The organism is Proteus sp. TSJ240517 (assembly GCF_047921575.1).
GTDB lineage: Bacteria > Pseudomonadota > Gammaproteobacteria > Enterobacterales > Enterobacteriaceae > Proteus.
In genome coordinates, this window is record NZ_JBLRMH010000003.1 from 320389 (window position 1) to 334353 (window position 13965).

The 13965-nt window shown below is 37.4% G+C and carries 10 protein-coding genes and 1 pseudogene; 10 read left to right on the forward strand and 1 reads right to left on the reverse strand.

Annotated features, from left to right (window positions below; translation table 11 throughout):
- Position 1: 1 nt before the first annotated feature.
- From pyrD to ACNARN_RS07715, 4 genes and pseudogenes are all read left to right on the forward strand, one after another.
- A complete protein-coding gene (gene pyrD / locus ACNARN_RS07700; RefSeq protein ID WP_099074980.1) occupies positions 2 to 1012 on the forward strand; it encodes a quinone-dependent dihydroorotate dehydrogenase in 1011 nt (336 codons plus the stop codon).
- Between the two features lie 218 nt (positions 1013 to 1230).
- On the forward strand, positions 1231 to 1782 hold the full coding sequence (locus tag ACNARN_RS07705; protein ID WP_196533064.1) for a cell division protein ZapC: 552 nt from the start codon (positions 1231 to 1233) through the stop codon (positions 1780 to 1782).
- Between the two features lie 1390 nt (positions 1783 to 3172).
- Positions 3173 to 3484: pseudogene (locus ACNARN_RS07710) on the forward strand (colicin E3/pyocin S6 family cytotoxin); the annotation flags it as partial.
- Positions 3485 to 3497: 13 nt separating this feature from the next.
- Positions 3498 to 3755 (forward strand): colicin E3-like toxin immunity protein, encoded by a 258-nt coding sequence (locus tag ACNARN_RS07715; protein WP_160230123.1) that lies wholly within the window; start codon positions 3498 to 3500, stop codon positions 3753 to 3755.
- A 309-nt stretch (positions 3756 to 4064) separates the two neighbouring features.
- Here the strand turns inward: ACNARN_RS07715 and ACNARN_RS07720 are convergent, their stop codons facing one another.
- Complete coding sequence (locus ACNARN_RS07720; RefSeq protein WP_416304308.1) at positions 4065 to 5222, reverse strand: YcbX family protein; 1158 nt, start codon at positions 5220 to 5222, stop codon at positions 4065 to 4067.
- A 108-nt stretch (positions 5223 to 5330) separates the two neighbouring features.
- Here ACNARN_RS07720 and rlmKL point away from each other — a divergent pair, with 108 nt between their 5' ends.
- From rlmKL to rmf, 6 genes are all read left to right on the forward strand, one after another.
- The gene (rlmKL, locus tag ACNARN_RS07725; RefSeq protein ID WP_198620515.1) at positions 5331 to 7445 is read left to right on the forward strand and encodes a bifunctional 23S rRNA (guanine(2069)-N(7))-methyltransferase RlmK/23S rRNA (guanine(2445)-N(2))-methyltransferase RlmL; all 2115 of its coding nucleotides are present in this window, start codon (positions 5331 to 5333) and stop codon (positions 7443 to 7445) included.
- A 6-nt stretch (positions 7446 to 7451) separates the two neighbouring features.
- Positions 7452 to 9380: an ABC transporter ATP-binding protein gene (locus ACNARN_RS07730; protein WP_198620516.1), complete on the forward strand. Its 1929-nt coding sequence runs from the start codon at positions 7452 to 7454 to the stop codon at positions 9378 to 9380.
- An 85-nt stretch (positions 9381 to 9465) separates the two neighbouring features.
- Positions 9466 to 10755: a membrane integrity-associated transporter subunit PqiA gene (gene pqiA / locus ACNARN_RS07735; RefSeq protein WP_109373546.1), complete on the forward strand. Its 1290-nt coding sequence runs from the start codon at positions 9466 to 9468 to the stop codon at positions 10753 to 10755.
- Positions 10748 to 12400 carry an intermembrane transport protein PqiB gene (gene pqiB, locus ACNARN_RS07740; protein ID WP_198632285.1) on the forward strand — a complete coding sequence of 551 codons (1653 nt, stop codon included), beginning with the start codon at positions 10748 to 10750 and terminating at the stop codon, positions 12398 to 12400. The genes pqiA and pqiB overlap by 8 nt, the downstream gene beginning before the upstream one ends.
- Positions 12400 to 12972, forward strand: a complete 573-nt coding sequence (gene pqiC / locus ACNARN_RS07745; protein WP_109373548.1) for a membrane integrity-associated transporter subunit PqiC — start codon at positions 12400 to 12402, stop codon at positions 12970 to 12972. Before pqiB ends, pqiC begins: the two co-directional genes overlap by 1 nt.
- A 669-nt stretch (positions 12973 to 13641) precedes the next feature.
- Positions 13642 to 13812, forward strand: a complete 171-nt coding sequence (gene rmf / locus ACNARN_RS07750; protein ID WP_023581348.1) for a ribosome modulation factor — start codon at positions 13642 to 13644, stop codon at positions 13810 to 13812.
- The last annotated feature ends 153 nt before the right edge of the window (positions 13813 to 13965 follow it).

Sequence of the window (13965 nt, forward strand, 5' to 3'; positions counted from 1 at the left end):
TATGTATTATTCCTTAGTAAGGAAGGCATTGTTTCGGCTAGATCCTGAACGTGCCCATGATTTTACCTTCCGTCAGTTAAAACGTTTATCTCATTCCCCATTTCAATTTCTTATTCAGCAGTCACTTCCTTCTAAACCTGTTTCCTGTATGGGACTCTCATTTAAAAATCCACTTGGTCTTGCCGCCGGTCTTGATAAAAACGGTGATTGTATAGATGCACTGGGTGCAATGGGATTTGGTTTTATTGAAGTTGGCACGGTGACACCACGTCCTCAAGTGGGAAATGATAAACCTCGTTTATTCCGCTTAGTGGAAGCCGAAGGCTTAATTAACCGTATGGGATTTAATAATCTCGGTGTTGATAACCTAATTGAAAATGTAAAACAATCCCGTTATGGCGGTGTACTGGGCATTAATATCGGTAAAAATAAAGATACCCCAGTAGAGCAAGGTAAAGATGACTATCTGATTTGTATGGAAAAAGTCTATGCTCATGCTGGTTATATCGCAATTAATATCTCATCACCAAATACCCCAGGTTTGCGTACATTACAATATGGTGAAGCATTAGACGATCTGCTATCAGCAATTAAAAATAAACAATTAGAGTTGCAAGGAAAATATCAAAAATATGTTCCTGTTGCAGTTAAAATTGCGCCTGATTTAACACATGAAGAATTAATTCAAGTTGCAGATAGCTTAGTGCGTCATCATATTGATGGTGTTATTGCGACAAATACCACATTAGATAAATCATTAGTGAGTGGATTAAATCATTGTAATGAAGCGGGTGGATTAAGTGGTCGTCCGGTACAATCAAAAAGTACACAAATAATCCGTCAATTAAATGAAGAATTAAAAGGTGCATTACCTATTATTGGTGTAGGTGGAATTGATTCACTAACGGCAGCTAGAGAAAAAATGGATGCTGGTGCTTCTCTAATTCAAGTCTATTCAGGATTCATTTATCAAGGTCCTGCACTTATCAAATCTATAATTAATCATATCTAAATACATTTAATAATGAGTTAGGGGCTTTTCTTCTGCCCCTAACTCGTTTATATTGCCCCTAGTTGGTTATTTTTTATTAAATTGCACTGATTGTGCTTAATTAATAGTAAAATGAATCCTGTTTTTGTTAGGTGATATTAAATATTTTATTTAGGTCATTTAATTTTGATTGTTTATCAGAGTATAAAACAGGGAATGAATCGAAGGGGGATTAATTAGTGATAATAAAACCCGATGATCGCTGGCGTTGGTATTTTGATGTTGAGCAACAAAAATTAATGCTTGATTTAGCAAATGGTATGGTTTTTCGTTCCCGCTTTCCAAGCAAAATGTTGAGTGAGAGTGCTCGACAATCAGCATCTTTTACCGTCGATGATGCAGCTCTTTATTATGGATACGATGAGCAAATTCGACAAATAGATATGCCATCAGAATCAAGAGCTGAATTAGCTTTAAATGCATTAATAGCCCATCGCTTTTTAAAGCCGCTGATGCCTAAGAGTTGGTATTTTGAAGTTAACAATAATCAAATCAACCCTTATTTATCTCAAGTGGTAGAAGCCTCATTAAAAGAAGAAGGCGAAACCGCTCTTTTTTTAGTGACTGAAGTGGGGGCTCAAGCTTGTTTATGTTTATTAGCTCAACCTCAGTTAACATTATTTGATAGAACTCTTAATTTTTGTGACCCAATAAAAATTATGAATGATAGGTTAAGCAATTACCATAAAGAGTCAGAGTCAGGATCATTTTTGTACGAAAAAGTTATTTAACAAAAAGAGTAAAAAGGACTTACTCTTTTTATCGTCACTCATTATTTATAACATTCTAAAAACAAATTCACCCCAAACAATACTCCCTAAAATCAAATCTTCATTACTCTCTTTCTGTAATCTTTTTCTAAAAAATAAAATGAGTTTATTGATAATTCATTATTGAGTTCTTAATAAGATAATTCTTATTAAATAAACTGTTTTATTTAAAATAAAAAATAAGGTAAGGGAAAATTATCTTCTTTATGTCAAATGTGAGCTATAGATCAGGAGGTTTATAACACTTGTATCAAAAAACAGAATAGTCAAATAATGGTGTGTTGGTCATATTAGATCACTATCGTCATTGTATGATTGAATATAAAAAGGAATTTATATGAGTGAACGTGTCAAACCGATCGAGGTAATGAAGCGTAATATTTGCCCTGTATGTGCAAAAATAGATTGCATCTTTTTAACAAAAGATAAGCATTGTAAAGAGATGATGGATGCTTTCAGGGAAGGTGATATAACCAAAGCGATAAAAATTTATTCTCAGCGTTATCTACAGTGTGCAGGGATGATGAGTGGTAGTTTAAAGAAAGCGGTTGGATCATATGATTCTATTGTTCAAATGTTAACTTCGGCACCTAAGCAGCAAATCAGTATTTCTGCTGAGTTAAATACAGCAATAACATCTGCTCAATCTACGTTAATCCCAGGAAAGAGTATCAATAAAGCTAATTTAGCCCCAGTGGCTATTTTTACTCCAGTGGTAACAACGACAAATGCAACGGTTGCATCAGAAACGTTGGGGGCTATTTTAGGTCGTGCATTAGGTTTAGGTGCAGGCCTCATTCTGTATTCTCCTCCAGTTGGAGTAGGGAGTGATAGATACCCTTCGATGATTTATCAAGAATTTCCCCAAAATAAAGAAACTGCGCTTACTGCGGCATGTCAGAGATTAAATATTCCTAAAGAAGCGCAATTAAGAGATATTGCAAAGCAAAAAGGGATAATTAATACCTCGGCTACTGTCATTGAACAGGTAGTTAATGGAACAAAACAAATTGAGTTAGTGAAAACGAATGTACCAGTTAAAACTCGAGTAGTTGAAGCGAGAAAAACTGTTGAGAAAGGTATTTTTGCTTATACTTTACCAAATGAGAAACAAGAAAGAATTGTTCAGATTGGTAGTGCGGAGATCTTAACGGGTACTGCATTACCTCAGCCAGAAAGACATAGATATCTACTTGGTAAGGTATATGATATTCCTAGGTTTAATAACTTACCTTTAGATACCCTCACTTTTTTTACAGAAAGTGAGAAAGAACAGTCTTCGCTGAAAGAGCCTATAATTTTGGTGTTTCCATGGGAATTGGGAATAAAACCAATTTATTTATCGACAGGGAAAAAAGATAAACCCCGCCAAGGCGTAAAAGAGCGTGGTCATAGTTATCATCCAGCACCAAAAACTGAAGATATTAAAGGATTGGGTATCCTTAAGCCTGTCTAAGGTAAAACACCTAAACAAGGTGGAGCAGGCAAACATAATCGCTGGAAAGGTGATAAAGGGCGAAGGATCTATGAGTGGGATTCACAGCATGGTGAGCTGGAAGGATATCGCGCTAGTGATGGACAGCATATTGGGGCATTTGATCCAAAAACGGGTAATCAGTTAAAACCAGCAGATCCTAAACGCAATATCAAAAAATTTCTATAAGGTAGATAAGATTATGGGATTGAAATTACATACTCAATGGTTTGATAAAAAAACAGAAGAAATTATAGGCGAGGAATACTCAAAAGATTTTGGTGATGATGATTTTTTGATTGATGAAACAATTGATCCGAAAGATGAAAATATCATTAATAATGGGGTTTTTGATTTACATGAAGATTGGGTTAAAGCTATTCAAAAGCATGTTACACATAAAATTGAATTGAATAAGTATATTTACCAAATTTCTTTCGATTACCGTGATAAATGGTAATGAACAAGCGCATATAATATTCACTTACATCATTTTGAAAGTCTCTTAACGGAGACTTTTTTTTGCACTGGAGATATCATAGAAAAATCAGTTGGTTAATAAACTAACTTGCTCATTCCCAATAAATTTTTTTCATTACCTTTGTACTTAATAAGGTGATGCAGTTCTGGAAAATCATAATACTGCCAATGCAATGGTATCGAGGGTGCATCAATAAACTCAGTTATATATGATTGGGGTAAAATTAATCAATTTAATATTTACTGATAACGATATATATCATACATAACTGTGTTTATATTGAGTTCTTTATTTCATTTTTTTGTTTATATCTATTTGATTTTTATTATCTTTAAGTGAAAGTTTCACATTACCTTTAGGAATGCAACTACAGGCTAAAATCTTACCTGAGCGTTTAATTGCTCCGGCTTTTAATGCATTAACATCGCCTTCATCTAATTGGATAACACAAGAGCCACAAAGGCCAGCTCGGCAACTATAAGGAATAACATAACCATTATTTTCAAGCTGTTCTAACAGGACTTCTTGGTTATTACCCTCAAAAATTTCACCGTTAAATTCAATGCTGACAGTTTGCTCTTGTGCGTGTTCAACAATAGGTGTTGATTGTGTTTCAACAGGTGCCGTTACAAGATATTGTTTCGCTTCTTTATAAGCTAATACCTCAACAGTATCTCCCACACGAATTATGCCAGTTTGACGAATGATGACATTTTGACCAAAATCGACATCACCTGTTTCATCGCTACGGAATGTTTGCAGTGTTGCGAGTGGTTCTGTGTTAGGATGTTTAACACCTTTATCTATACTTATAGTGGTCATGATGCAACGGCTACAAGGTTTCATCAGGTCCATCACAACAGAGCCAACACGAATAGTCTGCCAAGTATCTTCTTCAAAAGGCTTTGCACCTGTTATGAGGATATTACCTCGAAATTGCTCAATATTAATTGAAGCGGGGCAACGCTGTTGTAAGTATTGAAATGAGGCTTCATTAATTAATAAGTAAGGGTAACCATCAGCGAAAGAAACAGCGGTTTCTGGATTCTTTTTCACTCGGCGTGTCGATTTTTCGCCAGTCCAACGAAGTTGAACATCCATTTTTAAATAACGACTGAACCACTGATTTATTTCATCTGGAGCCACATACGCGGTAAAATGGTTGCCCCAAACTTCTGTCGGTTGCAATGTGGTTTCAAAATCTTGATAGGTGATAGCAATGCCTTCACCATCAGGAGCTTGAATATAAATACCATTTGCCATGACTGTGGGAATAAAACACAGCAAAACGGGAAATTTTCGTGCCGTGATAAAAGTCCCTTCAGGGGTGGTTATCATAAAATCGCGATCAAACGTGAATCCGCTCTCACGAGCAAATGCATGAGAAAGTCGAATTCCCTTCATTGATTTAACTGGGTGTATATAAAGGCGTGAAACGTTGATCATCAGTGCTCCCAAAAAGACATTATTATTTTTTATAGCCAGTAACTTTATGACAACGTAATACAATTAGCTATAATGCCCAACAATTTTATTTTAGGTGGTAACAATATTATGCGCTCTCTGTTTGCCAGCACAGGCCGAGGTCTGGAAGAACTATTAAAATCTGAACTTGAACACTTAGGTGCTCAGGCTTGCCAGATAACACAAGGCGGTGTTTATTTCCGTGCTGATGATAAAACCATGTATCAGTCTTTACTTTGGAGCCGTTTAGCGTCGCGTATTATGTTGCCGTTAAATGAATTCAATGTTTATAGTGATCTAGACTTATATCTTGGTGTGCAGGCAATTGATTGGAGTGAGATTTTTACTGTTGATCAGACTTTTGCTATTCATTTTAATGGCACGAATGACATTATTCGTAATAGCCAATATGGCGCATTAAAAGCGAAAGATGCCATCGTTGACTCATTCCAACGTAAAATAGGGCAACGTCCAGATGTCGCTAAACAATCTCCTGATATCCGCTTAACTATCCATCTTCATAAAGAAAAAGCCTCGCTATCTTTAGACTTAAGTGGCGATGGTTTACATCAACGTGGTTATCGTGATTTAACAGGTCAAGCGCCTTTAAAAGAAAATTTAGCTGCTGCAATTATTATGCGTTCAGGTTGGAAAACTGACACACCATTAATCGATCCAATGTGTGGCTCTGGTACATTATTAATTGAAGCAGCTATGATGGCGACTGATTGTGCGCCAGCATTAAATCGAGTGCATTGGGGATTCCGTCATTGGTTAGGCCACGATGAAGCGCTATGGAAAGAAGTGACTCATGAAGCTTTTGCCCGTTTCCGTGAAGGCAAAAAGAATACAACAGCGCGTTTTTATGGCTTTGATGTTGATAAACGTGTGTTGGATATGGCGAGAGCCAATGCCCGCAGAGCGGATGTGGCTGAACTGATTACATTTGCTCACGGTGATGCAGCTAAACTGACAAACCCTGTTTCAACAGAAATAAAAGGGACAATTATCAGCAATCCACCTTATGGTGAGCGTTTAGAAAGTGAGCCTGCATTAATTGCACTGCATAGCCAATTAGGAAGAGCGATAAAAGCACACTTCCCAGGTTGGAGATTGTCACTATTTAGTGCATCACCTGAACTGTTAAGTTGCATTCAATTACGTGCTGAACGAGAGTTCAAAGCAAAAAATGGTCCTCTTGATTGTGTACAAAAGAACTATTTACTTTCTGATACACCATCCACGATTAACACTGGACTTGCGGAAGATTTTGCAAACCGTTTACGTAAAAATGAGAAAAAACTCGCGAAATGGGCAAAACAACAGCAAATTGAATGTTATCGCTTATACGATGCTGATTTACCTGAATATAATGTTGCTGTAGACCGTTACGGCGATAAAGTGGTTATTCAAGAGTATGCACCACCTAAAACAGTTAATGAACACAAAGCCCGCCAGCGTTTATTTGATGTAATTAGCGCAACAATGGAAGTACTGGCATTACGTTCTGATCAACTGATTTTAAAAACACGCCAACGCCAAAAAGGTAAGCAGCAGTATGAAAAAATGGCCGAAAAAGGTGATTTCTTCTTAGTTGACGAGTTTGGTGCAAAATTCTGGGTAAATCTAACCGATTACCTCGATACAGGATTGTTCTTAGATCACCGTATTGCACGAAAAATGCTGGGTGAAATGAGTAATGGAAAAGACTTCTTAAATCTTTTTGCTTATACCGGTACGGCTTCTGTTCATGCAGGAATTGGTGGTGCAAAAAGCACAACAACCGTTGATATGTCCCGTACTTATCTTGAATGGGCTGAGAAAAACTTCCAAGCGAATGGCTTATCAGGTAGACAACACCGTTTAATGCAAGCAGATTGCATTCAATGGTTAATGCAGAGCAACGAACAATTTGATGTGATCTTTATCGATCCGCCTACGTTTTCTAACTCAAAACGAATGGAAAATACCTTTGATGTACAGCGTGATCACATTGAACTAATGAAACATTTAAAACGTTTGTTGAGAAAAGGCGGAACAATTATGTTCTCAAATAATAAACGTGGATTCAAAATGGAACATGACGAGTTAGCAAAAATTGGGTTGTGTGCAAAAGAGATAACACAGAAAACATTATCACAAGACTTTGCACGTAACCGTCAAATTCACAATTGCTGGCTGTTAACTCATGCTGGTGAGGAATAATTTACAATGCCGTTAATTAGTTTGACTGGGGCTTACTTATCTTTCAGTGATGCCCCACTATTAGATAGCACCGATTTATTTATTGAAGAAAATGAACGCGTTTGTTTAGTTGGGCGCAATGGTGCGGGTAAATCAACACTATTAAGAGTGTTATCTAAAGAGCAACCTTTAGATGATGGTCAAGTTGTTTATGAGCAAGATCTTGTAACTGCTCGCTTACAGCAAGATCCCCCAAGAGATATTGAAGGCACTATTTTTGACTTTGTTGCAGAAGGCGTTGAAGAAGATGCTAAATATCTAACGGATTATCACCATATTTCTAAACTGATTGAGACAGATCCTTCTGATAAAAATCTCAATAAAATGGCAGAGCTACAAGAAGTACTTGATAGTCGTAACTTGTGGTTGCTTGATAGCCGAATTGCAGAAGTACTAGAAAAACTCGGTTTAGAGGGTGAAGCAGAGCTTTCTTCTTTATCAGGTGGTTGGTTAAGAAAAGCAGCATTAGGGCGCGCACTAGTCAGCGCACCAAGAGTACTATTTTTAGATGAACCAACAAACCACCTTGATATTGAAACGATCCTTTGGCTTGAGAAATTCTTAAAAGATTTCCAAGGAAGTATCGTGTTTATTTCCCATGACCGTTCATTTATCCGTAATATGGCAACGCGTATTATCGATCTTGATCGTGGAAAACTTTCTTCATGGCCGGGAAATTACGATAAGTATCTTGAAAGCAAAGAAGAAGCATTGCGTGTTGAAGAGCAACAAAACGCAGAGTTTGATCGCAAATTAGCGCAAGAAGAAGCGTGGATACGCCAAGGCATTAAAGCACGACGCACTCGTAACGAAGGTCGTGTAAGAGCATTAAAAGCACTGCGTGTTGAGCGTAGCGAACGCCGTGAAGTGTTAGGCAGTGCTCGTATGCAGGTCGAAGAAGCAACTCGCTCTGGTAAAATTGTATTTGAACTTGAAGATGTTAATTACAGCATTGGAATGCGTAAGTTAGTTCGTGACTTTTCTGCCAAAGTACAACGTGGTGATAAAATTGCGCTGGTGGGGCCAAATGGTTGCGGTAAAACCACTTTATTGAAACTCATGTTAGGCGATTTAAAAGCAGACAGCGGACGAGTTCATTGTGGTACTAAGCTTGAAGTCGCTTACTTTGATCAGCACCGTGCGACACTTGATCCTGATAAAACAGTCATGGATAACCTTGCAGAAGGTAAGCAAGAGGTGATGGTAAATGGCCGTCCTCGCCATGTACTTGGTTATTTGCAAGATTTCTTATTCCCACCTAAACGTGCGATGACTCCTGTTCGCGCACTTTCAGGGGGTGAGAGAAACCGTCTATTATTAGCACGTTTATTCTTAAAACCTAGTAATTTACTTATTCTCGATGAGCCAACCAATGATCTCGATGTTGAAACATTGGAATTACTAGAAGAGCTCGTTGATGCTTACCAAGGCACTGTTTTACTGGTTAGCCATGACCGTGAATTTGTTGATAATAGTGTTACTGAGTGTTGGATCTTTGAAGGTGATGGTGTTATTAACAGCTACGTTGGTGGATATTACGATGCTCAGCAACAACGAGCACAGTCGGTTTCACTAAAGAGTGAGACAAATAAATCACGCAACGCACCAGAAAAAGCTGAAAAAGAAGCAAAAGTAAAAGATAGCTCTAAAAAGAACACTCGTACTAATAAGTTAAGTTATCATTTGACACGAGAGCTTGAGCAACTTCCCGCTAAATTAGAAAGCTTAGAAACGCAGTTAAGTGAATTACAAGAAGAAGTAAGTGGGGCGGATTTCTTTACTCGTCCTCATGAAGAGACAGAAAAAGTCTTAAAGGCGCTTGCTGACAAAGAACAAGAGCTTGAAACGGCTTTTGACAGATGGCAAGAGCTAGAATTGATGCAAAACGGCGAATAGCCAACCGAAAACGGGGCATCACGCCCCGTTTTACTTTCTGGATTAAATATTCTTTTATTGATTATTCTAAATAAGAGGTGTCGCTGTGTGCTCTGGTCAACAACATCGTCATGAACATAAACATGAGCAAATATTATGTCCTCAGTGCGATCTGGTGGTCAGTGTTCCTGAATTAGTACAAGGAACAAAAGCAACATGTCCTCGCTGCCATACTGTGCTAACTGCACGTTGGCGCCAACCTTTTTATCAACCTGTTGCGTTAGCAATCAGCGCATTGTTTATGCTGTTAATGGCGAGCCAATTTACTTTTGTTAGTATGGAAGTGGCAGGTATTGCTAATAATGTCACACTGATGCAAATTCCAACGGTGATGTTTAGTGAAAACTACGTTGAACTAGGTGCCTTTTTCCTATTGTTTGTGCAGATTGTGCCCGCTTTTTGCATGATCGCAATCTTGCTTCTTTGCACACCCGTTAAATTACCAAGAAAGCTACAAATTTGGTTATCGCGTATTTTATTTCAACTAAAATCGTGGTGTATGGCAGAAATTTTTCTTGCAGGAATTTTAGTTAGCTTTGTAAAATTAATGGCTTATGGTGATATTGGGCTGGGGTTGAGTTTCCCACCTTATGTGCTTTATTGCTTATTTCAAATTCGTGCTTTCCAATGTCTTGATAGGCATACTTTATGGGAAAAATTAGAGCCTCGTCCTGCTTATCCTGACATAGAATCGGGTAAGCCGGGATTAAAACAAGGTGTAAGATTATGTCGTTCATGTACGGCAATTTTACCTGCCGACCAATATGAATGTAGTCGTTGTGAAGTCAAAGGACATGCAAGAAGGCCGAAAAGCTTGCAATGGACAGTATCACTGTTGATTACTTCGTTGATCCTCTATATCCCCGCGAATTTATTGCCGATTATGGTGACTGAGTCATTGGGTAATAACCTTTATTCAACCATTATGGCAGGGGTTATTTTGCTCTGGGAAGATGGTTCTTATCCTGTTGCAATGGTGATATTTATTGCCAGTATTATGGTGCCAAGTTTAAAAATGGTAGCAATAGCTTGGTTGTGTTGGGATGCACACAAATCTAATGGGAAAAGAGATCCTGCTAGAATGCATTTTCTCTACGAAGTTGTTGAATATGTAGGGCGTTGGTCGATGATTGACGTCTTTGTAATTGCTGTTTTAGCTTCATTAGTCAGAATGGGACGTCTGATGAGCATCTATCCTGATTTTGGTGTGGTGCTATTTGCATTGGTTGTAGTGCTAACTATGTTCTCTGCAATGATGTTTGATCCTCGGTTGACGTGGGATAAGTGTACAACCGATGATGATAAACCCACGATTAAGGAGCCTAAGGGTGACTGAAAAGAATGAAACTGCTTTAACTGAAGCAAAAATTAACAAACTAAAAAGCTGGTCTCCAGTTTGGATCATACCACTTGTCACCTTACTGATAGGTGCATGGATACTTTATTATCATTTCAGCCATCAGGGTCCAGAAGTTACATTAATTACCTATAATGCAGATGGCATTGAAGCAGGTAAAACCAAAATTAAAAGCCGCAGTGTGGATATCGGTTTAGTCGAAAGTGTCACACTCGATAGCAATTTTAGTCGCGTTATCATCACAGCGCGCCTTGATACTGGCATGAAAGAGTTATTACGTGCAGATACCGCATTCTGGGTTGTAAGACCGCAAATAGGTAAAGAGGGTGTAACGGGTTTAGGCACCTTGCTTTCAGGCGCATATATTGAGCTACAACCGGGATTAACGGGTAAAGAAGAAGATGAGTTTAACCTTCTTGATTCACCGCCACTCGCTTCGCCTGATGCAAAAGGTATTCGCATTAATTTAGTGAGTGAAAAAGCAGGTCAATTAAATGCAGGCGACCCAGTTTTATTTAGAGGTTACCAAGTTGGTTCAGTTGAAACCAGTGAATTCAATATTGATACAAGAGATATGCATTATCAACTCTTTATCAAAGCACCTTATGACAAAATGGTGACATCTAATGTGAGATTCTGGAAAGATTCAGGTATCGCCTTTGATATGTCTTCATCGGGTGTTCGTGTTGAAATGGCATCACTTTCCACATTGTTTAGTGGTGGCGTTAGTTTTGATGTTCCAAACGGATGGTTACCAGGCGATCAAATAGCACCTAAAACAGAATTTAAACTTTACGATAATGAGAAGAGCATTCAAAACTCGCTATATACTGATTATCGCAGTTACATTATGTTTTTCTCTGATTCTGTAAGGGGATTACAGGCGGGGGCACCTGTTGAATTCCGTGGAATTCGCATGGGTACTGTTGTTCAAGTACCTTATTACACTAAAGGCATGCAACAATCACTGGATAAAGATTTTCGTATTCCAGTGCTAATTCATGTTGAACCAGAGCGTTTTGCTAATGATGTTGGTGAAAGTTTTGACTTCGTCAAAGAGATCACTTCAGCCTCTAATAATGGGCTAAGAGCTTCTTTAAAATCGGGAAATCTTTTAACTGGTGCGCTTTATATTGACCTTGATTTCTACCCTGATGCAACAAAATGGGAAGGCCCTCAAGAAGTTGCTGGTTTCCAACAAATACCGACTACAAGTTCAGGTTTAGCGCAAATTCAGCAAAAAGTCATGACATCTCTTGATAAGATCAACAATCTTCCTGTTGAGCCAATGCTTAAAGAGATGACGGCAACGTTAGTTGAAAGCCAAAAAGCAGTTGCTGAAGCGAAAGAGACACTAAAAGCATTGAATGCCATGATTGGTAGTGATGAATTTAGAAATCTTCCTAATGATATTCAACAGTCATTGAAAGAGATTAATCGCAGTATGCAAGGCTTCCAACCGGGCTCTCCTGCATACGGAAAAATGATTGATAATATGCAGCAGCTTGATCAGGTTTTAAGAGAGATGCAGCCTTTATTGAAAACATTGAACAATAAGAGCAACGCATTAATTTTTGAAGCGAAGGAAGGTAAAGATCCAGAACCGAAGAGGGCTGAAAAATAATGAAATACATCATTGGGGTATTTGTATTGATGCTAACGGCATGTTCAAGTCAGATTGATAAAACGTATTATCAGTTGCCCGATGTTTATCAAGGTGGCGTGTCAGAACAAGTCTCGACAACACAGTCAGCCAAGAAGCCCCAAATTTGGGTTCAGCCGATCCGTTTGTCTAATATGCTAGTTAATGCAGGAATTGTTTATCAAACGACAGATATTAACTATACCGTGGCTAATCAACATTTATGGATTAATCCACTTGATCAGCAATTACAACAGAACCTTATTTCAGGTTTAACAAAAGCATTGCCGGATACAGTTGTTGCTAATCAACCGGTTGAAGATAATCTTGCGAAATTAACCGTTACCGTTAATTACTTCCAAGGCCGTTATGATGGGCAAGTGATTATTTCAGGTGACTGGATCTACGCTGAAAATAATAAGGTTATTAATCAGCCATTTTCTTTAGTTTTAACACAAACGGAAGATGGTTATCCTGCTTTAGTGCGTACATTAGGGCAGGGATGGGAGCAAGTTGTTTCTGAGATAGCGAAAGCAATTCAAGCTCAATACTAACTGACTTAGCATTACGTTTATTTAAACCCAATATTCTTTTAAATTGTATTTAAGTTGAATATTGGGTTTTTGTTTATATCTAAAAGAATAAAATGAAGAAGAGTTAAGCTTGGCGTATTGCATAGCATTTTTTTTAGAAGATATGTAACTTGTATTTGAAGAGTTTGAATTAATAGAAGTATGTAAGAGGTATTAATAGCTTATTTTACCTCCAATGATGGCTAATTCCTTAATAAAGCAAAGGTAATTAAAAAGAATTTTCTACGAAAAAATAAAAATAGAGCAAAAAGTTATATTTATAAACTAAGTCTTATATTGACATAAACATAAAAATAAACATTATTATATCTTATTTAATTTATTGATTTTCTAAGATAAAAATAAATAAAATTGTTTTTAATTAATAATTTTTACTAAATATCAATTGGTTATGTTTTTTTAGGTATAACCCATTAAAAGAATTAGATAATATTTAAATTAAATCATTAAATAAAATAAATAATAACATTTGGTATTACATTTTTAGCTGGCTCAACATCACAAATATGACATTTGTATTAACTTCTTTACTTGCTTAAATGCGCAATAAAGCGTATCAATTTATAGTGGTTGTTGAAAAAACAATCATTATCTTTCCGCTTAAACTTAGAACGTGAGGGTTGTCTAGATATGAAAAGACAGAAACGAGATCGTTTAGCAAGAGCATTATCGAAAGGTTATCAAGCTGGTATGCAAGGTCGTTCAAAAGAACTTTGCCCTTATTTCGCCATTGATGCGCGTTCACATTGGCTTGGAGGCTGGCGACAGGCGATGGAAGATCGCCCTAGTCTGGTAAAATAAATAACCCGTCGTAGTGAAATATATCATGGCTAATTTTGAGTCCTATTGAATATTATCACTAAGATTTTACCGACAATCAAAACGAGGGTTATTTATATATATTCCTATGTACATATTGAGCATAGGACAATTTGAGTATAAATAACAAACAAT